16 protein-coding genes and 1 tRNA gene are annotated in these 26,931 nt (G+C 55.9%); 7 read left to right on the forward strand and 10 right to left on the reverse strand.

From position 1 onward, the window contains the following. Nucleotide 1: 1 nt before the first annotated feature. Nucleotides 2–3,529 carry a PAS domain-containing sensor histidine kinase gene (locus tag J2I48_RS14885; RefSeq protein ID WP_207336261.1) on the reverse strand — a complete coding sequence of 1,176 codons (3,528 nt, stop codon included), beginning with the start codon at nucleotides 3,527–3,529 and terminating at the stop codon, nucleotides 2–4. 544 nt (nucleotides 3,530–4,073) lie between these two features. Between J2I48_RS14885 and J2I48_RS28675 the strand changes: the two genes are divergently transcribed. Then, nucleotides 4,074–5,996, forward strand: a complete 1,923-nt coding sequence (locus J2I48_RS28675) for an ice-binding family protein (protein ID WP_207336262.1) — start codon at nucleotides 4,074–4,076, stop codon at nucleotides 5,994–5,996. 210 nt (nucleotides 5,997–6,206) lie between these two features. Here the strand turns inward: J2I48_RS28675 and J2I48_RS14895 are convergent, their stop codons facing one another. From J2I48_RS14895 to J2I48_RS14930, 9 genes are all read right to left on the reverse strand, one after another. Beyond that, on the reverse strand, nucleotides 6,207–8,462 hold the full coding sequence (locus J2I48_RS14895) for a penicillin acylase family protein (protein ID WP_207336263.1): 2,256 nt from the start codon (nucleotides 8,460–8,462) through the stop codon (nucleotides 6,207–6,209). A gap of 61 nt (nucleotides 8,463–8,523) precedes the next feature. Further along, the gene (locus J2I48_RS14900) at nucleotides 8,524–9,438 is read right to left on the reverse strand and encodes a hypothetical protein (protein WP_207336264.1); all 915 of its coding nucleotides are present in this window, start codon (nucleotides 9,436–9,438) and stop codon (nucleotides 8,524–8,526) included. A gap of 907 nt (nucleotides 9,439–10,345) precedes the next feature. Further along, a complete protein-coding gene (locus tag J2I48_RS28295; RefSeq protein WP_229376262.1) occupies nucleotides 10,346–10,546 on the reverse strand; it encodes a hypothetical protein in 201 nt (66 codons plus the stop codon). A gap of 98 nt (nucleotides 10,547–10,644) precedes the next feature. Further along, nucleotides 10,645–11,193, reverse strand: a complete 549-nt coding sequence (locus tag J2I48_RS28300; RefSeq protein ID WP_229376264.1) for an RpnC/YadD family protein — start codon at nucleotides 11,191–11,193, stop codon at nucleotides 10,645–10,647. Nucleotides 11,194–11,344: 151 nt separating this feature from the next. Beyond that, nucleotides 11,345–12,571: an MFS transporter gene (locus tag J2I48_RS14910; protein ID WP_207336265.1), complete on the reverse strand. Its 1,227-nt coding sequence runs from the start codon at nucleotides 12,569–12,571 to the stop codon at nucleotides 11,345–11,347. Between the two features lie 127 nt (nucleotides 12,572–12,698). Then, a complete protein-coding gene (locus J2I48_RS14915; protein ID WP_207336266.1) occupies nucleotides 12,699–14,000 on the reverse strand; it encodes a Gfo/Idh/MocA family protein in 1,302 nt (433 codons plus the stop codon). A 127-nt stretch (nucleotides 14,001–14,127) separates the two neighbouring features. Continuing rightward, nucleotides 14,128–14,898 (reverse strand): 3-ketoacyl-ACP reductase, encoded by a 771-nt coding sequence (locus J2I48_RS14920; protein WP_207336267.1) that lies wholly within the window; start codon nucleotides 14,896–14,898, stop codon nucleotides 14,128–14,130. Continuing rightward, on the reverse strand, nucleotides 14,895–16,340 hold the full coding sequence (locus tag J2I48_RS14925) for an oxidoreductase (RefSeq protein ID WP_207336268.1): 1,446 nt from the start codon (nucleotides 16,338–16,340) through the stop codon (nucleotides 14,895–14,897). Before J2I48_RS14925 ends, J2I48_RS14920 begins: the two co-directional genes overlap by 4 nt. A gap of 236 nt (nucleotides 16,341–16,576) precedes the next feature. After that, nucleotides 16,577–18,028: a glycosyl hydrolase gene (locus J2I48_RS14930; protein ID WP_207336269.1), complete on the reverse strand. Its 1,452-nt coding sequence runs from the start codon at nucleotides 18,026–18,028 to the stop codon at nucleotides 16,577–16,579. 110 nt (nucleotides 18,029–18,138) lie between these two features. Here J2I48_RS14930 and J2I48_RS14935 point away from each other — a divergent pair, with 110 nt between their 5' ends. The 6 genes from J2I48_RS14935 to J2I48_RS14960 all read left to right on the forward strand — a co-directional run bounded on the left by J2I48_RS14935 (nucleotide 18,139) and on the right by J2I48_RS14960 (nucleotide 26,891). Further along, on the forward strand, nucleotides 18,139–19,725 hold the full coding sequence (locus J2I48_RS14935) for an ABC transporter permease/substrate-binding protein (protein WP_207336270.1): 1,587 nt from the start codon (nucleotides 18,139–18,141) through the stop codon (nucleotides 19,723–19,725). Nucleotides 19,726–20,016: 291 nt separating this feature from the next. Next, nucleotides 20,017–24,675, forward strand: a complete 4,659-nt coding sequence (locus J2I48_RS14940) for a T9SS type A sorting domain-containing protein (protein ID WP_207336271.1) — start codon at nucleotides 20,017–20,019, stop codon at nucleotides 24,673–24,675. A gap of 152 nt (nucleotides 24,676–24,827) precedes the next feature. Further along, on the forward strand, nucleotides 24,828–25,265 hold the full coding sequence (locus J2I48_RS14945; RefSeq protein ID WP_207336272.1) for a nucleoside deaminase: 438 nt from the start codon (nucleotides 24,828–24,830) through the stop codon (nucleotides 25,263–25,265). A 54-nt stretch (nucleotides 25,266–25,319) separates the two neighbouring features. Further along, nucleotides 25,320–25,934 carry a superoxide dismutase gene (locus J2I48_RS14950; protein ID WP_207336273.1) on the forward strand — a complete coding sequence of 205 codons (615 nt, stop codon included), beginning with the start codon at nucleotides 25,320–25,322 and terminating at the stop codon, nucleotides 25,932–25,934. Nucleotides 25,935–26,081: 147 nt separating this feature from the next. Further along, nucleotides 26,082–26,158, forward strand: a tRNA-His gene (locus tag J2I48_RS14955). Nucleotides 26,159–26,231: 73 nt separating this feature from the next. Continuing rightward, nucleotides 26,232–26,891, forward strand: coding sequence for a carotenoid biosynthesis protein (locus tag J2I48_RS14960; RefSeq protein WP_207336274.1), 660 nt, complete (start codon nucleotides 26,232–26,234; stop codon nucleotides 26,889–26,891). Nucleotides 26,892–26,931: the final 40 nt, after the last annotated feature.

Consider the following 26,931-nt stretch of genomic DNA (forward strand, 5'->3'; position numbering starts at 1 on the left):
CTCAGCCGCCTGCCGGTTGCCCATTGGCTTCCGTTACTGGCAAGTAGATATTAAAGGTGGCGCCCTGACCGGGTTGGCTGCTGGCAGAAATGGCCCCTCCGTGGTTGGCGGCTACTTTTTCGCAGATGGCCAGGCCAATGCCCGTGCCTGCAAACTCATTGCGGCCATGCAGCCGCTGGAAGACCTGGAAGATGCGGTCGAGGTATTTTTCGTCGAAACCAATGCCATTGTCGGCCACGTCAATCCGGTAGTAGTAAGTGGCTGGCCGGGCGGGTCTGACGGTGGCGGGCAACTCATTGGCTGGTACGGCAGCAGCCGTGATACGTACGTTGGGTACTACGCCGATACGCCTGAATTTCAGGGCGTTATTCAGCAGGTTTTGAAACAGCTGGCCTAGTTGTGATTTGTCGCCCCGGACAGTTGGCAGGGGCGTAACTGTTACCACGGCCCCTGTTTCGGCAATGACCAGGTCCAGATCGGTTAGGGCGGCTTTGATCACCTTGCCCAACGGCACGGGGTCGTTGATTTCCTGCTGGGTGGCAATGCGCGAATAGGTGAGCAGGTCTTTGATCAGCCCCGACATGCGGGTTGCCGCCGACTGCATGCGCCGGAGGTAGTCTATGCCGTCGCCTAACTGGCTGGCATACTGAACACTAAGTATGTTTCCGAAAGATTCGATCTTGCGCAGAGGTTCCTGTAGATCGTGGCTGGCTACGTAGGCAAATTGCTGAAGGTTCTGGTTGCTGCGCTCCAGCTCGCGCACGGTAGCCTGTAGTTCCTGCGTGCGTTGTTGCACCTGCTCTTCAATGCGCTGGCGGGCCAGCACCTGTGGGGTCACGTCCTGAATAATGCCGGTCATGGTTGTAGCTACGCCGTTGCTAATGAGCCGCTTACCAATGCTTCGGAGGTGGCGCATCCCTTCTGTCTGGGATTGCTCAACCCGGTATACAATGTCATGTCTACTTTCCTCCTCGCTTACCAAGGCCTGCTCTACCAGCGCCTGGTCGTCGGAATGAACTTTGTTCAGGATAACGTCCATCGGCTGACTGAGTGAGTCAAGCCCAAACCAGTCCCGGATGGCCTCACTGTAGGTGCCAACGTTGGTCAGAAGGTTGATGCTGAACGTACCCAGGTTGGCAATGTCGATAGCGTTTTGAAGGTAAATTTTCTGTTGTGCCAGTTCCTGCTGCGCTATCACCTGATCGGTTACCTCGTAGCCTACTTCCAGCACAGCCTCGATACGGCCATTTACATCTCTGATTGGCTCGATAGTGACGTTGACGAAGGCGGGTTGCGGTGTACCGTTCTTAGATAGTATCACTGGCATCTGATTGGCGATAAAGGGTTTGCCGGTCTGAAAAACAGTGGACACGATTTCATCAAAGCCCTGTTTATAAATAGCTGGTAAGGCTTGGGCAAAGGGCTTATCCAGCACGTCTTCGCCCTGTTTGTCCCAAATGGCCAAAGCCCGCTCATTGGCTAGGTCAATTATAAAGTCGGGGCCGCGCATAAGGGCCAGAGCTACGGGCGCCTGGGCCAGCAAACTCCGAAACCGGGTTTCGCTATGCTGAATAGCCTCACGGCTTCGCAATAGTTCGTCAATGTCCATGCAGAAGCCGGCATAGCCCGCGCAATTGCCGTTGGCATCGTAGTAGGGATCACCCGCCGCCTGACACCAGATAACGCTACCATCGGCTTTTTGCAGCCTGAACCGCGCCTCGTAGTGCGAACGGGTTGCCACGGCGGCCATAAACGTGGCGACACTACGTTCCCGGTCCTCGTCTATGATGGCGTTGGCCCACCCTGATCCTATTAAATCTGATAAGGGGACGCCCGTCCAGTCAAGTAGTGTTTTATTCAGGTACGTCACCACGCCTGCTCCGTCAGCTAACCAAAGGCCGGTGGGCGAACTGTTGGTCACGTTTTTGAACTGAGCCTGCTGGTCGGCAAGCTGCTGGCTGGTTATGACCTGCTCGTGGATGTCTACAACGGTGCCAATCATGCCTTCGTAGGTACCGTCGGCGGCAACCCGGGGGCTGGCTTTGTCAACAGACCAGCGGTAGGTACCATCGGCCTGGCGCAGACGGTAAAGTGCGTTGAACGGAGCCTGTTGGGCGTTGGCTTCGAGAAAGAGGCGGCTGGTTTCGTCTCTGTCATCTGGGTGTGTGGCATTCAGCCAGCCAAAGCCCAATGCTTCTTCTTTCGTTTGGCCCGTCAGCTCATACCACCGTCTGTTGAGGTAACTACAATAGCCATCGGGTTCGGTTTCCCAAATCATAGCAGGCACTGTATCGGTGAGGTTACGGAAATGAGCCTCACTTTCCTGAAGTTTTTGCTTCATCAGCACCTCTGCCGTTACGTCGGTGGCCATTTCCATAATGGCGTAGACCTCACCGCTGGCATTGCGCAGAGGCTTATAGGTGTAGTCAAAATAGAACGTTTTCAGTACGCCATCAACAACCAGATCAGCCCGGTCAGCTTTGGTTTCGTAGGTGATGCCTGTGGTAAAGACTTCGTCCAGCGTTTGCAGAAAATGCTGACCTTGTAGTTCGGGCAGGGCGTCGGCCAGGGGTTTTCCGATCACCGACCGTCCCTTACCGAACACCTTGATCATAGCTTCGTTGGCCACGTCGATGCGTAGCTCGCGCCCCACAAACAGGCAGGTAGGTATAGGTGCTTCTTCAATTAAGGCTCGGAACCGGGCCTCGCTTTCCGTTATTTTCTGGCGGGCCAACACCTGATCGGTGATCTCTATGGCCACCTGTAGCACGCCAGAGGTAGACCCGTTTTCGGCAAGGGGCAGGTAGCTGAATGAGTAATAGCCCTGCCGCAATGCCCCGTCTTTTTCCAACTGGGCCGGAAACTCCGACGCAGTGAACGGAACGCCGGTGCGGTACACGCTCTGGATGATGTCTATGGCCGGGGTGCCTTCCAGTTCGGGCAAGGCCTCCAGCCACGGTTTGCCAATGATGGAGGCGGGCTTGTGCAATATTTCCAGCACCTTACTATTGGCCGACTCGATGATGAGGTCGTCGCCGCGAAGAACACCAATAGCCACGGGGGCATTTTCAACCATGGTGCGGTAGCGCTCTTCGCTTTCGGTCAGCTGCCGGGCCAGCTCATCTTTAGTAACGTCCTGAGCCACTCCTGCAAACCGCGACACGTCCTGGTGCTCATCGAAACTGACCTGCCCCGTAAACCGCACCCAACGCAGCACACCATCGTCGGCCCCAATGGTGCGGTAAGTGGTATCATAATCACCACCAAATTGGGGCATCATGGCCCGCTTTACGGCCTCGTCCACTCGCCCAACGTCGCTGGGATGAATAAACTGAAGGGCCTGGCTGTAGGTTATCGGGCTGTCCTGCTTCAAGCCATACAGTTGGCGGCAGCGTTCATCCCAGACGATTTCATTGGTGACGGGATCCATTTCCCATACCCCAAGACGGGCCGATTTTAAGGCAAACTCGACATCGAGGCGGGCGGTAAGTCCTTTGCGTTTGTTTGCCGGATTAGTTTCCGTAGCCATAAAAAGAAAGTAGACGCTGCAGCCTGGGCCAAAACCTGGTTCAAACAGCTTCTTAAACAGTAGTCCTACTAATGTAGGTACTTACCTTGAGCTACGCCCGAATTCGTATCGTACGGGCCGATTGATGATTGGCACGATATTAAGTACGAGCTGAAGACTCAGTTAAGTAGCCTAAATGGGTCATACGAAACGTGATGGCTAAGAAAACATGCTATTTGTTACCGGTGGTGGCACAAGGGTAAGTCTGGCGTGACTTTTGTTCGTCATAGTACACTAGATAGGCCTATTCGATAGAATCTATTGAATTTAAAGGCTATTTAGTGACTTTACTACCTTATCAGTGGCATTCAGCTTCGGCAACGACGGCGCGACTACCTACTACTCAACGCGCAACAGCTGTCCGTTCTTTACCCGCAAGTACTACCAGATCTAGAAAAAACAGGCTACTCTGGCAGCACATTCCAATCGCTCTTTTCTGACACTTTCTATCACAGGCCCACATGCGGCCTATGCTGGCATTGCCATGCATTAACGTCTTGCTACCATGAAAAAAGTATTACTTTCCCGGCTGCTCTGCGCCCTTGTACTGGCCTTGCCAATGGCCAGTTTAGCCCAGGCACCCAATCTGGGCACCGCTGCCACGTTCGCCCTTTTCACAGGCAATGGGGCGTTCAGCAACACCGGTGCCACCACAATTACCGGCGACGTGGGCACCAACGTAGGAGCATTTACGGGCTTTCCACCGGGTACCGTGACGGGGCAAATACGCCTACCGGGCAGCACCCAGGCTAGTCAGGCCGCCACCGACGTTACAGCCGCCTATACGGCCCTGAACTCGCCTCTTTGCGACGTGTCTATCTCGCCCACGCTGGGCAATGGGCAAGTGTTTACGCCGGGCGTGTACTGCCAAAATACCGCTGCGGCTTCTTCGCTGACGGGCACACTGGTGCTAAGCGGAGCGGGGGTCTTCATCATTCGGCTCAACAGCGCCTTCACCGTGGCCGCCGGTGCCGTCATTACCTTGACCAACGGCGCCTGTGCCGATAATGTATTCTTCCGCGTGAATGGGGCCGTCGACGTAGGGGCGGGGGCTGTTTTCAAAGGCACCATCGTAGCCGACGGAGCCATTAGTCTAGGCGCGGGTGCCACGCTCGAAGGCAGGGGGCTATCGGTAGGCAGTGCTATATCATTGAATACCAACACCGTAACGCTGCCATCGGCCTCCTGCACCACTACCACGGGGGCGGTCAGCCTAAGCGGGACTACCTACACCGACCTCAACAAAAACAACACCCGCGACGGGGGCGATACGCCACTTGGCGGCATAACGGCCACGCTGATTGATGCCACCACGAGCCTGACCCTGGCCACGGCGGTCACCAGCGGAGCAGGCCTTTATAGCTTCACCGGCCTGACGTCGGGCAAGCCCTATTCGGTCAGTTTCACCCCACCAGCAGGCTATTCGGCCAGTAGTCCGGGCGTAACCGGCCCCGTAACCCTGACCGCCGGTGCCAACAACCCCGGTGTGGATGCGGGTTTCTATGTTCTGGCACCCGCCTTGTCTGTAGACCTACGCGTCAATAAGTCGTTGGCCCGGCCCGGCGACGTGCTCACCTATACGCTGGTACTCACCAACACGGGCAATGCACCTGCCACCAACGTGGTGGTGCGCGACTCACTATCGGCGGGGCTGGTTTATGTGGCAGGCTCGGCTACCGCTCCCCCAGGTACTACCTTCACCCAGGGTACACCCATCAGCAGTTTGTCTGTTACCTCGCTGGGAGCCGGGCAAAGCCTGAGCCTGACGTTTCAGGTTACGGTGGGTGGTTCGGGCATTTTCTACAACACCGTCCTGCTGGGTGCCGACGAGGTGCGGGTATGTACCACGGTGCCCATTAAGCTCTGCCCCGGCGACGAATATGTGATCTCGGTAGCGGCGGGCCGTGGCGGGTACCGTTGGTATAAGGATGGCGTACTGGTTACGGGTCAGACCAGTAACTCGCTGGTTGTCAATAGTCCCGGCTCCTACAGTCTGGGCATCGACAACATCGGTAGCGGCTGTCCCGATTTCTCGTGCTGCCCGTTTATTGTCGAAGCCGATGTGTTGCCTGTATACCAGGCTGCTACCATTGCGGCCACCTGCACAGGCACCACAGTACAACAGAATGGGCAGCTTGTGCTGACTGGTTTCGACCCTACGCATACCTACCAGTATTCGCTGGGCAGTAGCTTCGACCCCCTAAATTCGCTCTCCGGCCCACCGCAGGGTATTCCAGCCAATGGTTTGATTGCCAGTTCATTGCCGAATCCGCTGGCGGCGCAGCTCTACACGGTTCGGGTCATTAACGCCAACGGGTGCTACACCGACATCACCGTGAGCCTGCTACCCACCACCTGCGTTTGCCCACCCAACATCTGCGTTCCATTCACCCTTCGGCGGACGAAAGGAGTGGCGGTTACACGGTGAGTGAAGGAGTGAACGAGCGAAAGAGTGTGGTCCGGCACACCGGCTGTCGCCAGCGTCCCCCTATTGCACCCTGGCCTGTGTCTCCACAGGCCTACGCTGGCGCTAGCTTACGCGCCCGGATGGCTTACGCAGGCGTAGGCCTGTGGAGACACAGGCCAGGGTGCAGGCGGTTACACGGTAAGCGACCACACTCTTTCACCACTCGCTCGTTCACTTTTTCCCCGGCCGGTACGTCCGTTCTACGTGTTTTTTGATGTCTTCAGGGTAGAAGAGCACGTCTTTGAACCGCCCGGTGCAGTAGAGCGGGGCTTGGTCGGCGAAGTGGACCGTACCCGGTTGGCTGCTTTGGCCGCCCGTAACCACCGACCGGGCCTTAACGCGCTTACCAAATTCAACCACGGCCACGAAGCTGTTGCCCACGCTGCCGTAGCGCTTTTTGGTGCCGGGGTAAGTCTTCGCCGCAAACGCCGCCAACGACCCCCACGCCGATGAAGTAAAGCCAACCGGGATGCTCGGCTGATTATCGTCGTAGGTTTCCTGGGTTTTGCCGGTGAGGCGCTGATACCGGTTTACCTCGCCCCAGGGCATTTTCCAGGTGCCAAAATCGCGGGTCAGGTCAGCGAGGACATCGGCCAGGGCGGTTATCTTTTCCTGCACCGACGTGTTCTGAATCGTTAGGGCCACCATACCCAGGTTATCGAAACGTTGGTCGGCGGTGGCGCGGGGGCGGGCCAGGCGTTGCAGCTTTTCGGCCCACAAAATGGCCAGCGTCTGGCCAATAGATTCGGTGCCATAGTTGCGGTCCCAGACTTCCAGCATCTGAATGGCTTCAATCAATTCTGGTTTTCTGTTAACGGCTTCACCACCAGCCGTTTGCCAGGCGTTCATCAGGGTGGGTAGCAGGTCGTCGAAGGCGGCGAGGTGGGGGTCGTTGGCGGCGGCAATGAGCGTGTCGATGGTGAAGATTTTTTTGTGGCTCAGCACCCGGTCGGCGTTGATGCCCCGATAATTCTGGGCGTCAGGGGCCATGTAGGCGGGGTAGTTTTTCGGGTTGGGGCTGCTCGTGCCCGACACCGTGAAGGGCGTGGCGTTGCAATTCTGAATCCAGCCGGTAGCCGGGTTGCGCACCTGCACAATGTCGTCTACGGGGTGCAGGCCTTTCCAGTCAGTGGCGGGGTTGCTGCCATCTACGGGCTGCTCCCAGTCGAATTTGGGGTTGCGGCGGGGCATGAAGTTGCCGTGCCAGTAGGCGATGTTGCCCGAATTATCGGCGAAGATGGTGTTGTTGGAGGCGTTGCCGTTCAGCGTCATCACCTGCTTATAGCTGGCATAGTCGGTGGCTTTGGTGCGCAAGTACGACTGCGAGAGGGCATTGAGCGGCGTATTCATCATGTCGATGGCTATCCATTTGCCGGCTGCCTCGCCCGCAATGGGGCCGTGCTGTGTGAAGTACATCGTGAAATCCTTATACGCCATCCCCTTCCCCGACTTATAGGGCAGCCGCACCGTCTTCGCCCGCACGGCCCGCTGTTCGGTGCCGTGTTTGTAGACATACCCATCGCCTTTTTTCTTGACTGTCTCCAGGTATTCGTCCATCGAATCGGCGTAGCTGGTGGTGTGCATCCAGCCGCAATGTTCGTTAAAGCCTTGATAAACAAAGAATTGACCCCAGGTAACGGCCCCGTACGCATTCAACCCCGCCCGACTCACCATGTGTACTTCCGACCGGAAATAGAACGACGTGTGGGGGTTAATCAGCAGCAGCGCATGGCCGGTTGCGCTCTTGGCCGGGGCAATGGCAAAGCCGTTCGAGCCAAGCGATTCGCGCTCGTAGGGGTTTTCGTCTGCCTTCGCCGATGTGAATTTCTGGCCTTCATAAAATGCTTTAATCCGGTCAATAGATACAGCGCTGATATTACCGCCGATGCTGCCTTCGCTAAAGAGCAGCGGCATCCAGGGTTCAAAGCGGTTGAGCAGTTTGGGCTTCACCTCCGGGTGGGTGTAGAGGTAATAGTTGGTGCCGTCGGCGAAGGCGTCGAGCAGGCTTTTCATCCAGACGGGGCTTTTGCGGTAGATGGCCACCGCCTGCGCCGAGTCCAGAAACAGCCGCGCCCGCAGGTCGTGATATAGCGCCGATTCGCCTTCGATTTCGGCCAGCCGCCCAATGGCCGTAATGTAGTTTTCTTCCACCCGCCCAAAGTCATCCTCGCACTGCGTAAACAGCAGCCCGAACACCACATCGGCATCGGTTTTTCCGTAGATGTGCGGCACCCCCCACGTATCGCGAGTAATAGTCACCTGCCTGGCCCGCTGTTGCCACCGGGCAACGTCTTTTTGGCTGAACGCCTGTGCTACAGCAGTTTTCGCAGCAACTTGCGCCAGCGTAGGCACCAGAAACAACAGGTTAAACAGCAGCACAAAACCAAGGCTACGAAATGGCCGAAGCCGACAGACACAGTATACCATACGGAAGTTGAGAAGCAGATTGATCGTATGGTAAAAATAGGCGTTCCCGGCACTTCCTGCACTACCGCGTGGGGGTAATCACACCTTTGTCGATCACCGACAGCTGATCGCCCTGTAGCGACAGACCCTTTATTTCCAGCACGTGGTTGGCTAGGATGAACGTGTAGCCCTGCTCCAGATTGCCCTCGGCCAGCAGTTTGTTGACGGGCTTACCCGCCTCAAGCAGTTCAACCCTGGCCGCCCGCGTGTTGTAGGGCAAGCCGGGAACGGTTGTCACCAGCACCTGAACGGGACTACCCAGCACCGACGTGGTGGTTTGCCGGTATTCGTTGGCCAGCAAGCTCAGGTGAAACCGTGTTTTGTCGGGGTCGGGGTATGTCCAGCCAGTGTTGTAAGGAATGGGCTTAACAGAAACCGTTCGCTGTATAATCCGTTGACCGTCAAACGCTTCTACCTGTACTGAAACGGCGGGCAGGGTGTCGAACACGGCGTGGATAGTGTTGTCGTAGAAACCGTCGGCCCGTTTCGGAATCTGGGTTAGGGTCATGGGGTAGGTGAATACCTTGTCGTCGCCGAAGTCGTGGTTGTTGTTGGCATCGACGATCAGCACCCGCTGCCCCGCTGCGTTGGTGCCCACCAGCGTATTGATCTGTTGGCGGAGGGGTTTGCGGCTGAGGTAGATGGTGTCGGAACCCACCTGCCGCTTTTTCAGCGTCCATTCGGCCTCGCTCAGTTCGCCGCGCAAAAACGATTCGTAGGCCGCCTGTCCCGCCACGGTGTTGGCCAACCGCAGGACCTTCTCGGTCAGGTTGGTAGGTACGCCCCGGAAGCCGGACAAGTCGTTGGATTGCCCCGTCCCGACCTGATGATACCGTTTTGGCGGTGCGGCATTGACAATATCGAGGGGTATGGTGATGGTTGTCTGCGCCAAGGCAGCGGTGGTCAACAGCCACGGAAGGGCAAAAAGGAGTTTCATACAGCCGACGTTTAGTTTGTTAGCAAGATGCTAAACCAAAGATCATTACATAAGTAACTACAGACTAACGCATTAACATTTATTAACTGGCTGGTAACGAGCGATGTGCATGGCTCGGCTCTTAAACTCGCTTTAGCCGATAACTGTGCAGGATAGTGATCTGCTCAAATGATACCTGTTGAAGGAAACGGCCGCAGAGCTAAATGACTTGATCCAGATTGAAAATTGTCTGTACGTTCCGTTCCGTCAATGTATGATGAAACGTGTCAATAGTTTTATCCGTCCAGTTTTCATCGTATGCATCAAGCTCAAGTCCTACACAAAAATATATCTCGCTTTTTTGTTTAGTCTTTATTCTAACATAGTTGCTATCAAATATACCAAAGAGGTAATGCCATTTGTGGTTTGTCTTATCAATCACTATATACTCAATATCGCTTAAATTATACGATGTAAGACGCCGGAATGGAAAATTTGGATTTGCTACTATTAGCTTATCTTGAGTTAAAGCAAAACTGTTGTTTAAATAAGCATAAATTAGATAACCACATACGAACAAAACTGCGACCAGTGATAATACTTAGGAAAACAAAATAGCCATATAATGCCACCCGACTGTACCAAAAACATAACGAGCAATACAGGCCAAATGGCAATTGGACTGTAGTAAATATCACTATCTGTCAAACCACGAGCAACTAGCATGTTGTCAACTCGTTTGTCTTGATGTTCATGTTGCCGGGAAAGAACATTGTAACTTTTGGCTTTTACAGTAATGATTGTGCTTTATCACCTCAATTTTAATTTCATATGCTCATATACGTCCTGTCAGAGAAAGCCCTGATAAGTTTAGTGAGCTACAGGTTACCCTTATCTTCAGCAAATAGTATAAAAGCAGAGTCAGTTGTTAGCTAGCCGATGCAATTTTCTGTTGCACTTTCCTAACGAAACTGATAGATACTTCTGCAATTTCGGCTACTTGTTCTATCGTGAGCGACACACCATTTTTGCTAAGCAGATTGGTCACAACCCTTTCTTTGGTTTTGCTTACTCCACGCATATAGAGGGCATCACGTTCTTCGCTGATGTAGGGAGCAATGCTATCCATGACCTTTTCTAGTTTGTTCTCCAAGTTACGCAACTGCACTAATACGCGCAACTGCTGAACGTAACGTTGTAACGTGAGTGCCGTGTCAGAGGTTTCTTCTAGGCGAGCCAGATCTGCTGAAGTACAGCTTCCTTCTTGGTGCCTTTGAAATCGGCCAGTACGCTCAAAACAATCTCCTGGGGCTTGTCAGACGTTAAAAAAGCCTTGTAATCAAGCTGTTTGAACGGGATTAGCTTGAAGCTAAACTGAAATGGCGGGCTGTTGAGAAAAGTGGTCATCGTAGGAAAACCGCGACCTAGATAAATGACAAATTGCCGAACAGGTAGCTTGTATTTACGGGCTAACATGACGTAATACTCAGCCATACGATAGATCATTTCTTCTTCATTGGCTACCTGGAATTCGATCTGCAAGATGAATGTGTCTCCTGTCTCGTCTGTCACCTTCTTGAGTACATCGGGCTTACGCTCTTTGGTATGCTGAACGTCGTCGGGTATTTCTTCGGATTCAACGGCCGTAATTTTCAATACGTCTCGCATGAGGTTAGGAATGACATCCTCAATGTTTTCTTTGATGATTTTGTCGTACTGATTGACCTGTTTCGGCTCATCGTCGGTTTTTTTCTTCCCCTTTTTGCCCATGCTCAAAAATAGAACAGACTAATAATGTATATGGTGAAACTGTGTGTCGTTATCATCTACAAAAGTCGCTTTGAACCGGATTGGTGAACCAGCCATAATCAGAGAGACTAGAGATAAACCGTTCGTCGTCGTTGTACAAGTTCATGGGGTAAAATTATCAGACCTCCACATAATCCATGTCTTTGTTGAAGGTTTCCTCCTGGAAATGCAGGGCCAGCAGGGAGCAGGCCACGATGACGGTGCCGATGAGTAGGGCACCGTGGGTGAGGCCCATGACGGGTTTGAGCACCACAAACAGTGCTGTGAGCGGCACCGTGGCTCCCCGCACAAAATTGGGCACTGACGTGGCCACCGTGGCGCGGAGGTTAGTACCGAAAAGTTCGGCGGCCATCACGATGAAGAGCGTCCAGTAGCCATTGCAGAAGCCCAGGCAGGCGCAGAGGAAATAGAAGGTTGTTGTCTGGTGGATGGGCATGAGCAGGTAGATCGCCATGGTGGTAAACGACAGCCCCATAAACACCCGGATGGCCTTTTTGCGGCTTTGAAGTCGCTGGCTCAGTAGGCCACTCACCACGTCGCCGAGGGATTGCCCCGCGAAGGCCAGCATCACGGCTTTGCCCGCTATGATAGGAGTAGATAAACCGGCGTGGATGCCGAATTCGGGGGAGAACGTGATCAGGATGCCCACCACAAACCAGAGCGGAATGCCCACCACAATAGCCAGGGCGTATTTGCGGAGGCGGTCGGGGTGGGTGAGGAGGCTTACGAAGTTGCCCCGCTCGATATTTCGTGCTTTCAGGTGCTCGTAAAGACCTGATTCAAAAACGTTCACGCGCAACACCAGCAGCAGTAATCCCAGTCCGCCACCCACGTAATACGACATGCGCCAGGCAAACAGATCGGCCACGAAATAGGCCAGAATGCCCCCCAGCACACCCATGGTGGCTACCAAAACCGAGCCATAACCGCGCAGTTGCTGAGGCAGAATCTCGGCCACGAGCGTGATGCCCGCGCCTAGTTCACCCGCCAGCCCGATGCCTGCCACAAACCGCAACACGGCATATTGAGTGGTATTGGTCACCATGCCATTGGCGATGTTGGCCAGTGAATAGAGCAGTATCGACCCAAACAGCACCGACAGCCGCCCCCGTTTGTCGCCCAGGATACCCCACAGGATGCCGCCCAGCAGCAGGCCCACCAGTTGCAGGTTGAGCAGGAAAACGCCTTCGGGCAGGAGCCTGTCGCCGGTGACGCCCAGTGCTTTCAGGCTCGGCACCCGCACCACGCTAAACAGAAACAGGTCATACATATCGACAAAATACCCCAGCGCCGCCACCAGAACGGGCAGCTGAAGGAGTTGACGGAGAGGAGATTGGGTGGGCATGAAGGGAAGGTTGGATTTACGATGTACGATTTACGAATTACGATTTGTTGCTGTCGCATGGGGTTGCTGTAGAGCAAAAAGGAGCGTCAGCCTAAATCGTAATTCGTACATCGTAATTCGTAAATCCTTACACTGTTGCTGGAATAAGATAAGGTGCTCTGTATTTGCGGGTTAGCATGGCATTGGCCTCTTTGTCGCCAACGAAAACTTCCTTCTGCGGGTCGAAGTCGAGGGTACGACCCAGGCGGTAGGCGATGTTGCCGAGGTGGGCCAGGGCGGCGGCTTTATAGGCCGTTTCGACGGGGCCGTTCAGCAGCTTCTTGTCTTTGGCCCGCGCCGCGTCTACGAAGTTTTTATAGTGGTCGCCACCGGCGTTGCGGGCGGGGCCGGGTTCGCGGTTGCGACCCAGGTAGGTCTTGTAGTCGGTGTAGCCGTTGATGACCATGTAGCCTTTGTCGCCGTAAAAAATGTTGCCTACTTCCACGCCGTCTTCCTTGTTGGTCATCCAGGGACGGACCTCAAACTCGATGATCTTACCCTGCTTGGGGTAGTGGTAGGTCGAGGTAAGCACTTCGGGGGTTTCTTTGCAGTCGTTCCACAAAAATTTGCCCCCCGCCGAGGTGATTTTTTCGGGCAGACCCACGTCGAGCCCCCACATACAGAGGTCGGTTTCGTGGATACCCTGATTGCCAATGTCGCCGTTGCCGTAGTCCCAAAACCAGTGCCAGTTGTAGTGAACGTAGTTTTTGCTGAACTCACGCGCCTGCGCCGGGCCTTGCCACAGGTCCCAGTTCAGCCCCTGCGGCACTGCCGAGTTGCCCTGATTGCCAATGTCGGCGCGCCACTTATAGACCGTGCCGCGGGCCATGTAGACCTTGCCAATAAGTCCGTCGCGGAGGTGCTGAATGGCCTCCTGATTGGCCACCGAACTCCGCAACTGCACGCCATGCTGCACAATGCGATTGTACTTTTTGGCGGCCTCCACCAGCTTTTGTCCTTCGTAGATGTTGTGGCAGGCGGGCTTTTCCACATACACATCCTTTCCTGCCTGACAGGCCCAGATCGCCGCCAGGGCGTGCCAGTGGTTGGGCGTGGCAATGCTGACGGCGTCGATGTCTTTGTCGTCATACACCTTCCGTAGGTCCTGCTCACGCTTCACCCTGCGGTTGTACTTCGCCTCGAATTCCGATGCCGTTTTTTGCAGTACTACATCATCTACGTCGCAGAGGGTAGCCACCTCTACATTGTCAAGTTTCGAAAAACCCGCGATATGGTCTTTACCGCGTCCGTTGATGCCGATAACCGCCACGCGCAGCCGGTCGTTGGCCCCAAATGCATGGGCCGGAATGATGGTGGGCAGGCCCAAAACGGCCGTGCCAGCGGCGGCGGCCTGAATGAATTTCCGCCGGGAGTAAGGATTGTTTTCCATTGGTATAGAGGGAGTTAGGAGGATTTTAGATTTCGGATTGGGGATTGCGGATTTCGGATTGGGCTGACGCGCGGGTTTGCGCTGGCGTCAGCCCAATCCGAAATCCGCAATCCCCAATCCGAAATCATTATAGTTTTGCCAGCGTAAGGCCGCCGTCAATCATAAATACCTGTCCGGTGGAATAGGGGAAACTACCTGAGGCGATGGCGGCTACGGCGCGGCCTACATCGTCGGGGAGGCCCCAGCGGGGTTGTAGGGTTAGGCCGTCGGCAATGAGGGCGTCGTATTTGGCAGTTACGGCGGCGGTCATGTCGGTTTTGATAATACCCGGACGAACCTCATACACCGGAATACCCGCCGCCCCCAGCCGCACGGCAAACAGCTGTGTAGCCATGCTCAGCCCCGCTTTAGCCACACAGTATTCACCCCGATTCACCGACGCCACCGTGGCCGACACCGACGAAATGGTGATGATAGTGCCCTGAAAGTCAGCGTCTTCTGTTTTCTGCTGAAGCAGCCAGTTGGCTGCGGCCTGCGTCAGAAAATAGGTGCCTTTCAGGTTGGTATTCAGCACCTGATCGAAGCTTTCTTCGGTGGCTTCCAGGATGTCGGCGCGGACGGGTGGGGCAATACCAGCGTTGTTTACCAGCACGTTTAACCGACCAAAATGGGCCTTAACCTTGTCCAATATAGCCGTCCTTGCCGCCGCATCAGCAATGCTGCCGGGACAATAAAGTACGTCGGTACCTAAGGCACGCAACGTATTTAGCACGTCGGCAACGGCCGTTTCGGGGCGCAGGCCGTTGATGGCCAGGTCGAACCCGGCGCGGGCCAGATGTTCGGCAATACCCAGGCCAATGCCCCGGCTGCCGCCTGTGATCAGCGCAATGGGCTTCATAGCGTTTCTTTGATGGCTTTCAGCACCTCGGCTTCGGGCGATTTTTTATACAGCGGATCGAGTGGGTAACAGCCCGATATCAGGCCGTTTCGGGGGGCGGTGGTGCAGTCGGAGAAAGTGCGGCAGATGAGGTTGCGCGTCAGAGATCGGCCAGCAATCATGTCGGCGGGCATGGTGGGGTAGGAGAGCACCATCCGCCCAAAACCGATGCTGTCGGCCATGCCCGTGCGTAGTACGTGTTGGGCCACGTTGGGCAGCCATTCCTGCAAATACGAATACCCCGACCCAATGATGATCAGCTCCGGAAATGCCCGTTTCAGTTCCGCCGTCACGTCGATCTGACGCTTCACCCCCAGCAGCGGATCTTCGGGCGGGAGGTATCCGTCCGACGGCGGAAACAGGGCCGGGCGCATCAGGTGGGGGTTGTAGTAGGGGCTACCACCCGTGATGCAAATGAGCTGAATACCAAGCGATTGAGCTAATGCCAGAAACGCTTTTGGTTCACCCAGATCCAGCGAAAGCCCCGTCTCGGCACCGCCAAACGCGAAGGGATACGTGCCGGTTTGTTCGGGTTCGCCCACGTCATCGGGGCCTTTTTTGAAAGGTAACAGGTCGAACGCGCTGAGCCGGATGCCCATCTCCAGCCCCGGCGCGGCCTGCCGGATGCCCGCAACGATATTGCGCAAAAACCGGGTCCGGTTCTCGAAGCTGCCGCCGTAGCGCCCTTCCCGGTTCACGGCGCTCAGAAACTCGTGACCCAGATAACCGTGGCAATGTTTGATGTCGACGAAGTCATAGCCCGCCCGTTGCGCCAGCACCGCTGCGTCTACATACTGGGCAATGATACCGTCGATGGCCTCGTCGGTGAGGACGGGATAATTGGTGGCCATCCCGAATCGTGCGTTCAGGTAGGGGTGACTGTAGAGTATCTGCGACTCGAATTTTTTGTGGCTGTCGGGCTTACAAAACCGCCCCGAATGGGTCAGTTGCAGGCCAATGAGCAGATCGTCGGTACGACCAACTACGGCGGTGTGCTTGTCGAGAAGTAGCTGCCGGAGGCTGACGAACTCGTCGAGGTTTTCATCGTTGATAACCAGCTGATTTGGATTGGCTTTGCCCGCGTGACAGACCGCCACGGCCTCACAGCCAAAGAGCAGTTTGGCCCCACTTTCGGCAAATTTCACCCAGCGGTTCCGCGTAAACGCCGAGGGCTTGCCGTCGGGGGTACCGTCCCAGCCTTCCATGGGCAAAATGCACAGGCTGTTGCCAATGGTCCGCCCCGATTTCAGCGTGATTTTTTTGGCAAACGGGCTGGCATCCGGTGGCAATAGGACATCATCAAAAGGTAAGTCGATATGGTTGGTTTTCAGGTAGTTGATTACATCCGGGGCCGTTTTTAACTGCGCCATCCGGGGGTATTTCGGTTTGTATTTCCCGCTCATGTGGTTTGGGTTTTGGGTAAGGTTTTTGGACAGGATAGGATTTAATTGGCCTCGGCTGATGGTACGCGGATTGATAGGATTTAAAGGATTGAGAGCCTCGGCGTAAAGAATGATTTGAAGGGATTTTTGGCCCGCTGAAGCGGTCTCCAACAGTCGCCGTAGGCGGCTAAGAAATCCTACCCATCCTTCTTTACACCGAGTCCATAAATCCCTTAAATCCTATCAATCCTTCACCATCAGCCGAGGATAATCAAATCCTTGTAACCCCGCCCAAAAAACGTGTAATACGGCCCGCCATCGATGATGCGCTGCACATACAGAGCCGCTTCGCGGAGGTGATAATCACCCCACATGCTCGACTCGCCGTAGGGGATGTTGCTACCTGCGGGTACGTAGTCCCAGCCGTTGGGACGGTGGTAAATGGAATGGAGTAGCAGTCCCTGATGCTGCGGATTCATGCTCAGATACGGTTCATCCAGCAATGTGCTCAGCACCGTCAAACCCGCCTGCCAGTACGTTTTTCCTCTGTTATATGTTTCATTATCAATGCCTTCACTCGAAATTTTCCCGTTCATCAAATAATGCCCCAGCCGCAACAATCCCTGCGCGGCAATGGCCGCCGCCGAGCTGTCGACGGGTTCGTGGTCATTGAACGGGTTGGCGGGTCGGCCCAGGTAATCGCCTAGTTTATAGAGATTTGGCGCGCCGGTATCCCAATACGGAATACCGTCGGTGGGGGTGTTGTCGAGGTAGAAATCACAGGTGGCACGAGCGGCTTTCAGCAGCATGGCTTCCAGCGTGCCGCGCCCGCCAAAGGGTGTCAGTTGCTCGTCGGGTAGGATGGTGAGGGCTTCGAGTTCTTCGGCGAAGCCGCACATGGCCCAGGCCAGGCCGCGCGTCCAGGTGCTGAACCCGGTATAGCCCTGCTGCGAATTGGGGCAGCGGTATTGCCCGTCGTTGACGTTGAAAATACTTTCGTGGGCCGTTCGTCCCCAGACATCGTACGTGTCGCGCCCCTCGCCGTAATAGACCGAAAATTGAGCCGTGGCCTGCATGTGCCCCAGCGCTCGCCCCAGCAAGTCAATTCGTTTGTCGCCCTCGCCCTGAAACGTGTGGCCCAACAAGTGGCTGACAATCAATGATCTGCACGACCGGATGGTATCAACAAAAAGCGAGTGTGGCCCATTGAACGAATAAATAAATCCGGCAGGTGTTCCTGCGGCAGTGCTGGTGTTGATGGTCGTCCAGCGGTTGGCCTGCACCGCGCCCGACACCTTGAGGGCCATTTCGTAAAAACTGGCTTCCCAGTCGTTACGCGGTATGCGGCCTTCGCGCATGAGGCGAAGTAGGTTGCCGTAGGTACTCACGTTGTTGAACCCGTGGTCATGCACACCCACGTGGCTCACGTGCGGGGCCATCAGTTTCAGTGTTTTGCGTCTGCCCAGTTCCAGAAAATCGGTCTCGCCCGTGGCATCGAACTGGAGAATGGCCGATCCAAACTGAAACCCCTGCGTCCATTCGGTCCAGCCGCGGGTGGTGTATTTCCCCTGCACCGTAAACACTGGCGACCCACTAGCGGGGTCATAAGCCTGGTCGAGAAGCGTTATCTTTTGGGCCGAAACCGCCCAGAATCGCTGAAGTTTGGTGGCCAAATGGGCCGGGGTAATGGTTAAATCGGGTTGCAACATCGGTGGGTATAGGAACGGGGTACGGCACTTATCAGGTTGCTCAAGGCTGAAAACCAGCCGCCTCCCTATTTCTACCTTTGTCGTTTCCAACGAGGTCTATTCCCCACGCTATGCTCACGTTTCTTCACGACAATGCGGCCAAACTGCTCGACCAAACCCTCACACACCTGGGCCTCACGTTTGGGTCGTTGCTGCTGGCGTTGCTGCTTGGTCTGCCCCTGGGCATCTACATTGCCCGTAGGCGGCGGGTGGCTTCGGCGGTGCTGGGCGTGGCGGGGGTGCTGCAAACCGTGCCGAGTATTGCCCTGCTGGGCTTCCTGATTCCGCTGCTGGGCATTGGCGCTGGCCCGGCCCTGACGGCCCTGTTTCTGTACGCCCTGCTGCCCATTATTCGCAACACCTACGTGGGCATTTCGGAAGTGAACCCCACCCTCACTAACGCCGCGCGGGGCATGGGCATGACCAACGGACAGATACTCTGGCGCGTGGAATTGCCCCTGGCCATGCCGGTTATTTTTGCGGGCATCCGCACGGCCACGGTTATCAACGTGGGGGTGGCTACGTTGGCGGCCTACGTGGCGGCGGGTGGCCTGGGTGAGTTTATTTTCGGAGGAATTGCCCTCAACAATACCAACATGATGCTGGCCGGGGCCATTCCCGCCGCTCTGCTGGCCGTGGGGTTCGACTGGGGACTGGCGCGGCTGCAACGGGTGCGCTGGTCGGGCGTGGGCGTGGGTGCTGGCGTAACGACCAAACGGGTAGCCGTGGGGGCGGGGTTGCTGGTAATGATGGCCGTGGTCGCGGCGGTGGCCTGGCCCAAAAACAACCCCCGCCGGCTGCTGGCGGGCTTTGCGCACGAATTTGGCGGCCGCGCCGATGGTTATCCGGGCCTGCAAAAGACCTATGGCCTAACCATCGAGAACCGCCTGCTCGACCAGAGCCTGATGTACGAAGCTATTCACACGGATAAAGTGGACGTCATCAGCGGCTATTCCACCGACGGGCGCATTAAAGCCTTTGGCCTGACCGTGCTCGACGACGACAAACATGCTTTTCCGCCCTATGCCGCCGCGCCCGTGGTGCGCGAAGCCACGCTGGCCAGCTACCCCGAACTCCAACCCGTGCTGGACAAACTCAGTGGCCGCCTCACCGACTCAATTATGACCGAACTGAACTACCGCGCCGACTATCTGCACGAGTCGCCGGAGCGGGTGGCGCGGGGGTTTCTGGCGAAGGCGGGGCTGCTGAAACCGGCCACGGCAAAACGTACGGGGCAGGTGGTGATGGGGTCGAAGGTGTTTACCGAACAATATATTTTGGCCGAAATCTACCGGCAGCTGATCGAGGGTTTCACCACGTTGCGGGTGGTGTCGAAAACAGGCTTTGGCGGCACTCAACTCTGTTTCGACGCCCTCCGCACCGGTGCCATCGACTTCTACCCCGAATACACCGGCACGGGGCTGCTGGTGATCCTGCAACCCACCCAACCCACCCTCGACTCGCTGAAACGGCTGCCCGGTCCCCAGCAGCCCGCCGCCATCTACGCCTATGTCCAGGCTGAATTTGCCCGCCGCTACGCCCTGAGCTGGGGCGCCCCTCTTGGCTTCAACAACGCCTACTGCCTCATGATGCGCCAATCCGACGCCCGCCAACGCGGCATCAGGACATTGTCTGAACTGACGAGGTATGTGAGGTGAGGAAAGGGAGGAAAGGAGGAGGGGAGGAAAGGAGGAAAGGGAGCTTCGCACACTAGCTTATAACTACAGTGCGAAGCTCCCTTTCCTCCCTTTCCTCCCTTTCCTCCCTTTCCTCCCTTTCCTCCCCCTTTCTTCTTTTCCGGCTTGCTTTTTGTGGTACCCATAAAACACTGCGTAGCAGCCAACTAAATGCCTGTTTGGGTAAAGCTGATGACGGTGAGCCGGGGCCTTCGGCGAATTGTATTAATTTTAGGCCATCTGTTTTTTTGACAACCCATAGTGTACCATCGTATGAATTTGATCATTACCTACCGGACCCTGGTGGTCATGGCTTGCCTCAGCGTAGCCACGCTGGCCAGTAGCTTTGCGCAGACCATTGGAGCACCCACTGTTTCGCCAGCTAACCCTTGCCCAGGCTCACCTATTTCGGCTACGGTAGCCACTACCGGCTCCTTTTCAGCTGGCAACGTATTCACGCTGCAACTCTCCGACGAGTTTGGTACGTTTACCGCTCCCCTTGCCGTGACGACGGTTACGGCCTCTCCTGCAAGTGCCACGGCCATCATTTTCACAGCTACCCTGCCCGCTTCGCTCAACTACGGAACGGCTTATCGATTCCGCGTACGGTCAAGTGCGCCTGTAATTACGGGCAGTCAGTCTGGGGCTGCCATTACCATTGGTACACCCCTGCCTGGTCTGGCTGCGACGGCTTCATTTTGTCAAAGCACTGGTAATCAAAACATTTCTGCAACCGGATCAACGGTTGAGTGGTACACGGGTTTTAATGCCGCCGCGCCAGTGGTGTTTTCGGGTAATACATACTCTGTACCCACCACCAATGCCGGTACGATTACTTATTATGCTACGCAAACTGTAGGCGGCTGTAAAAGTGCCAAAGCAGCTATCAACGTAACCGTCAATGCGCCGCCCAGCGCCCAGCCTACGGTAGGTAACACCAGTCCAGCCTACTGCCCAACGGCATCACCCACGCCACTGTCAGCTTCGACCAACGGAACGGGAGCCAGCATTCGGTGGTATTCGCCGCCCAGCAGCGCAACTACAGGTGGCACTACGCTGGCCGCTCCCCAAACCACGGGTACCTACGCCTACACCGTGAGCCAGCTAAGCGCCCAGGGTTGCGAAAGCCCCAAGCAGTTTGTCAACGTGACGGTCTACACCGCCCCCACTACGGTTCCGACTATTGCCAACACCAGCCCGACATACTGCGCCAACAATGCACCCGCTAATCTGTCGGCTTCTATCAATGGTGCGGGGTCAACCATTCGTTGGACTGATCCCAGCAATGCCGTTACGAATAGCTTTACCATTACTACGCCCACAGCTTCGGGCGTATATCAGGTACAACAGTTGAGCGCCAACGGCTGCCCTGGCCCACAGCAACCCGTCACCGTGACCGTCAACCCTGTTCCGGTAGCCCCAACGCTAACCACTAACCCGCTTACCTACTGCACCAGCAACGTACCTGCCAACCTGTCGGCCAATACGGTTGGCAGCGGTAATAGCCTGAAATGGTATTCTCCCGCCAACGCGGGTGGGGGTACATTGGTACAGTCTACCATTCCGGCCCCCACAACGGCGGGTACTTACTCCTTCAGCGTAAGTCAGGTAAGCGGCGCGGGCTGTGAAGGACCACAGGTAGTATTGACCGTAACGGTTAACGCCGCGCCCACCACGGTTCCGACCATCGCTAACACCAGCCCGACTTATTGCGCTAACAACGCCCCGACTAGCTTAAGTGCTGGCATCAATGGCACAGGTGCCTCTATCCGGTGGACGGCCCCCGGAGGTGCTGTTACCAATGCGTCGACAATTTCAGCCCCCACTGCATCGGGTGTGTATCAGGTGCAACAGATCAGTGCCAACGGATGTCCTGGCCCACAGCAGGCGGTGACGGTGACGGTCAATCCTGTTCCAGTAGCCCCAACGCTGACTGCGGCAACGCAAACCTACTGCAACAACGCGGCTCCGGCAGCCTTATCGGCCAATACGGTTGGCGGCGGTAATAGCCTGAAATGGTATTCTCCCACCAACGCGGGTGGGGGTACATTGGTACAGCCTACCATTCCGGCCCCCACAACGGCCGGCACGTATTCTTACAGCGTCAGCCAGGTAAGCGGCGCAGGTTGCGAAGGTCCGCAGGTAGTATTGACCGTGACGGTCAATGCCGCGCCAACAACAACGCCAACTATTGCAACAACCAACCCTACGTATTGCGCCAACGCCCTGCCCGCTAACCTGGCTGCAGCCATAAACGGTACCGGTGCATCCATTCGGTGGACGTCGCCAACTGGTGTGGTAACCAACAGCTTATCTATTGCCGCCCCAACTACGTCGGGCATCTATCAGGTGCAACAGGTAAGCGCCAATGGCTGTCTGGGTCCACAACAGGCCGTTACGGTCACGGTCAACGCAGTCCCTGCCGTACCTGGGGTATCCAATGTCACGTTTTGCCAAAACCGCAGCACGCAGGTATTGACGGCCACCGGTACTAATCTAACCTGGTACGACGCCGCCAGTAACGTGCTGCCGGGTGCTCCTTCGCCCGCCATTTCTGCCACGGGAACCACCAACTATTTCGTTACGCAGACCAACAGTAACTCCTGCGTTAGCAGCAAAGCCACACTGGCCGTTACAGTCAATGCCGTTCCGGTTAAGCCAACGCCAATTACACCGCGTGAGTACTGCGCCGGAGAAACTGCGGTGGCGCTTTCAGCTACAGGTAGCAACCTGCTCTGGTATGGTATAAATGATACAGGCGGAGTAGGAAGTGGGCAGGCAACCGTGCCAACTACTGCCACAGCCGGGGTGACAAACTATTACGTAACCCAAACGGTGGCCTCCTGCGAAAGTGACAGGCAGGTTGTTCCCGTTACGGTGAAACGCAAACCCGGTCAGCCCACGGCCGTGAGTAACCTGGAGTTCTGCCAAAATTATGCGGCTCCTGTGCCAACGGCTACGGCAGAAACGGGTGCTTCACTATCGTGGGTAGCGGGCGGAACAACCTCACCAACGCCACCTGCCATTCCTACCAACTCAGTACAGACCTACTCCTATGCCGTTTACCAGACCCTGAATGGCTGTTCCAGTGACCAGGCCGCCTTTACGGTGCGGGTGAAACCCACCCCTGCTGCACCGGGCATCACGCCGTTTCAGCTTTGTCAGTTTGGTCCTACCCGGGCGCTCCAGGTGAATGGGCAGCAGGTGAATTACTACGATGGAAACAGTTCAAAGCTGGCTGGTGCCCCCACGCTCCCCGTTGATCAGCCCCAGACGCTGAGCTACAAGGTAACGCAGTCATTAGATGGCTGCGAAAGCCCCAAAACAGATTACGTGGTCATCGTATACCCAAAACCGGGCGCGCCTATTACCCAATCTGTTCAGTACTGCCTCGACACGCAGGATCAGCCCAAACAGAACGTACAGCCCCTGTCGGCGCAGGTGTCGGGCAACAACCAGAACCTGCGGTGGTTTTTCGTAGATGGAGCCGAGTTCCCAGCGGCACCCACGCCCGTTACCTCGTCTACGTCGGTGTTCGATTTTCAGGTGAGCCAGACGGTCAACAACTGCCAGAGCGACCGTGCTACCCTACGGGCCAGTGTACTGACCACGCCCACGCCCGTGCTGTCGAGCAGCGTGGTGGCCTATTGCCGCAACGACGTAGCCAAGCCGTTTGAGGCCACCGGTGAGAACCTGACTTGGATAGACCCCAATAACGTATTGACCACTACCACGCCCACGCCACCCACCATCAATGCCGTCAGCGGAGCCACGTATCAGGTCTATGCCAGAGGCACCGCCAACGGCTGCTACAGTGCCCGGGCTAAGGTGAAGCTCGTGGTCAATACCAGCCCTACGCTATCGCTGCTGGGATCATCGACTATCAACTACGGACTAAGTACCAGCCTGCAACTAAAGTTTACCAGCACACCGCCCTATGCCTACACACTGTCGGACGGTACGTCGGGCACGGCCGTTGATTCGCTGGTTACGGTGAGCGTGAAACCCCTGCGCACCACCACCTATCAGGTGGCCAACGTGACCAACAACTGTGGTAGCGGCCTGCCAGGCAACCCCGCCACGGCTACGGTCACGGTCAACATTCCGACCATCACCACGGCCCCGCTGGCGGTTACGGGCGGCCTTTGCGTGGGTAACAATTTCAGCGTGGCCTACACCACCGCCGGTACGTTCAACACGGGCAACACATTTAGGGTCCAGATTGCCGACACCACCTCGAAAAACTACGTCGACGTGTCGCTGGCGTCGCAGGCTAATCCGCTGACGGCTGCCTTACCGGCCAACCTAAAAGGCGGACCGTACTTTGTGCGCGTCACCGCCAGCAACCCCGGTGCCGAAGTGGCTGGTGCCAACAGCCCCACGGTGTTGATGGTGAAGGCATTACCCACCGCCACCCTGCTGGGTACGCAGAATATCTACGAAACCTACCCGGCCACCCTAACCGTGGTCCTTACTGGCGATGCACCCTGGGCCATTACGTACAGTCAGGATGGGGGTAGCCCGATTTCATTCAATACTGCTGCAAGCACTCACCTGCTGAGCGTACAACCTGCTAAAACCGCCACCTACACCCTGGGAACGGTAACCAACAACTGTGGTACCGGTCCGGTGTCGGGTACGGCGGTAGTGACGGTGTTGCCCCTGCTGGCCGTGGAAGAGCCCCTCAACGACGCAGTGAGCATATACCCTACGCCCACGCAGGCCATGCTAACAGTTGACATCAACGCCCGGCTGACGGCCGAAAATCCTGCTACGATTACCCTGACAGATCTGATTGGCCGCCCTGCACTTACCCGCCGCGTAACCGACAACCGTACGCAACTCGACCTCAGCCAGCAGCCCGCCGGTCTGTACCTGCTCAACGTAGCCGTCGGCGACAAGCGCGTGGTGCGGAAAGTGATGAAACAGTAAAGGGATTTTGGATTGGGGATTGGGGATTTCGGATTTTGGATTGGCTGACGCACGAGCTTGCTCTGGCGTAGGTTTATACTGATTAAGTGTAATGCGAAGCTATGTTTGCGTCAGCCAATCCGCAATCCAAAATCCCCAATCTAAAATCCGTTATGTTTTCCGACGAATACTTCATGGAAATAGCCCTTAGTCTGGCTGAAGAGGCTGATGCAGCGGGCGAAATTCCGGTGGGGGCGGTGGTGGTTTGTCGAAACCGGATTATTGGCAAGGGTCGCAACCAGACCGAGCAACTCACCGACGTGACGGCTCATGCCGAACTGATGGCCATTACCGCCGCTACCCAACAACTCGGCGGCAAGTACCTCACCGACTGTACCCTCTACGTCACGCTGGAACCCTGCGTCATGTGCGCGGGGGCCATATTTTGGGCGCAACTGGGCCGACTGGTCATTGGTGCCGACGATCCTAAACGGGGCTATTCGCGGCTACAGCCCTCGCCACTGCACCCGAAAACCCGCCTGGAAACGGGTATTCTTGCCAACGAAAGCCGCCAATTGCTGGCTAACTTTTTCGGACGCCTAAGAACATAAAATCACAACCTACTGTTAAACCCGGTGAAAAGTCAACATCATTAATCTTTTATTATGGCCTTCGTTCTAGACCCGCTGCCCTATCCGAGTGATGCACTCGAGCCAAATATTGACAAGCAGACCATGGAGATTCACCACGGTAAGCACCACAACGCCTACGTGACAAATCTTAACAACGCCGTGGCTGGTACCGAGATGGAGAACTTGTCTATCGACGAACTAGTGGCCAATGTGAGCAAGTACCCCGTGGCGGTGCGTAACAACGGTGGCGGGCACTTCAACCACACGTTGTTTTGGAATATACTGTCAGCTACTGGTGGCGGGCAACCAACCGGGCAACTAGCCGAGGCCATCAACCAGAAGTTCGGGTCGTACGATGCCTTCAAAGAAGAATTTGCGAAAGCGGCCACTACCCGCTTCGGTTCGGGTTGGGCGTGGCTGATCGTTAACGCTGACGGTGAATTGGCCATCACCTCTACACCCAATCAGGATAACCCACTCATGGACGTGGCCGACCAAAAAGGTACACCCGTTATTGGTCTCGACGTTTGGGAGCACGCCTATTACCTCAAATACCAAAACCGCCGCCCCGATTATATCGGCGCTTTCTGGAACGTGGTAGACTGGAATGCCGCCGAAAAACGGTACCAGCAGGCTAAGGCTGCCTAAGTATCTGGTAATGAATAATGTACAATGAACAATGTACAATGGTAGTGGCGGGTCTGATTTTGAAGCCGCTTTTTTAGCGAAATCATTGTTCATTATTCATTGTACATTGTACATTCCTCCCTACTTTTGCACTCTCAAAAATAGATGGTGCGCGTAGCTCAGTCGGTTAGAGCATCGGTTTGTGGTACCGAGGGTCGTGGGTTCGAGCCCCATCGTGCACCCCAAAGCCCCCCGCAACGTGCGGGGGGCTTTTTTTTGGTGGCTGGTTTAGTATCACTTCCTATCAACGTCTGATCCATGTCTGAAGCTCCTTCGTTCCGCTACGCCAGGCCCATCTGCACGGTGTTGGTATTGGCCTATATAGCGGGGCTAATTGGCCTTCAGGTGCCTGCGGTGGCTGGTTACTTCAAATCGCTGACAGCGCTCAACCTGCTGGCTACGTTAGCTGCCCTGCTCTACTTTCATACCGACTGGCGGCCGTCATTTTACTTCTATATCCTACTTGCCATACTCACGGGCTTCTTCGTCGAGGTAGTTGGCGTACATACCGGGTCTATCTTCGGTGGCCCCTACGCCTACGGCGCGGGTCTGGGCGTCAGGCTGTGGGGTGTGCCTCCCGTCATTGGTGTCAACTGGCTGCTATTGACCTATTGCTTTGGTTCACTGGCCGACAGACTGCCCCTGCCCGTGTATATGAAAGCCATCCTGGCCGCCTCTGGTATGGTGCTGCTCGACTTTGCCATTGAGCCTGTTGCCATCCGGCTTGATTTCTGGACCTGGTTTGGTCAGCCGGTTCCCCTTCAGAACTACCTGGGCTGGTGGTTGGTAGCGCTCGTTTTATTAAGCGTATGGTATGGGTTGCCTTTCCGGAAAGAAAATCGCGTAGTAACCCTGATTATCAGCTTACAAGCCCTTTTCTTCATTAGTAATCTGGTGATCTTTTATTTAGCTGGTTAGGTGAACAGTGGGCCTTATTTTCAGTTATATAGATTGTGTC

It is taken from the genome of Fibrella aquatilis (assembly GCF_017353255.1).
GTDB lineage: Bacteria > Bacteroidota > Bacteroidia > Cytophagales > Spirosomataceae > Fibrella > Fibrella aquatilis.

Coding starts and splice junctions, on each gene's coding strand:
- J2I48_RS14885 (WP_207336261.1), bottom strand. CDS start 3,529: ATGGCTACGGAAACTAATCCGGCAAACAAACGCAAAGGACTTACCGCC.
- J2I48_RS28675 (WP_207336262.1), top strand. CDS start 4,074: ATGAAAAAAGTATTACTTTCCCGGCTGCTCTGCGCCCTTGTACTGGCC.
- J2I48_RS14895 (WP_207336263.1), bottom strand. CDS start 8,462: ATGGTATACTGTGTCTGTCGGCTTCGGCCATTTCGTAGCCTTGGTTTT.
- J2I48_RS14900 (WP_207336264.1), bottom strand. CDS start 9,438: ATGAAACTCCTTTTTGCCCTTCCGTGGCTGTTGACCACCGCTGCCTTG.
- J2I48_RS28295 (WP_229376262.1), bottom strand. CDS start 10,546: ATGGATAGCATTGCTCCCTACATCAGCGAAGAACGTGATGCCCTCTAT.
- J2I48_RS14910 (WP_207336265.1), bottom strand. CDS start 12,571: ATGCCCACCCAATCTCCTCTCCGTCAACTCCTTCAGCTGCCCGTTCTG.
- J2I48_RS14915 (WP_207336266.1), bottom strand. CDS start 14,000: ATGGAAAACAATCCTTACTCCCGGCGGAAATTCATTCAGGCCGCCGCC.
- J2I48_RS14920 (WP_207336267.1), bottom strand. CDS start 14,898: ATGAAGCCCATTGCGCTGATCACAGGCGGCAGCCGGGGCATTGGCCTG.
- J2I48_RS14925 (WP_207336268.1), bottom strand. CDS start 16,340: ATGAGCGGGAAATACAAACCGAAATACCCCCGGATGGCGCAGTTAAAA.
- J2I48_RS14930 (WP_207336269.1), bottom strand. CDS start 18,028: ATGTTGCAACCCGATTTAACCATTACCCCGGCCCATTTGGCCACCAAA.
- J2I48_RS14935 (WP_207336270.1), top strand. CDS start 18,139: ATGCTCACGTTTCTTCACGACAATGCGGCCAAACTGCTCGACCAAACC.
- J2I48_RS14940 (WP_207336271.1), top strand. CDS start 20,017: ATGAATTTGATCATTACCTACCGGACCCTGGTGGTCATGGCTTGCCTC.
- J2I48_RS14945 (WP_207336272.1), top strand. CDS start 24,828: ATGTTTTCCGACGAATACTTCATGGAAATAGCCCTTAGTCTGGCTGAA.
- J2I48_RS14950 (WP_207336273.1), top strand. CDS start 25,320: ATGGCCTTCGTTCTAGACCCGCTGCCCTATCCGAGTGATGCACTCGAG.
- J2I48_RS14960 (WP_207336274.1), top strand. CDS start 26,232: ATGTCTGAAGCTCCTTCGTTCCGCTACGCCAGGCCCATCTGCACGGTG.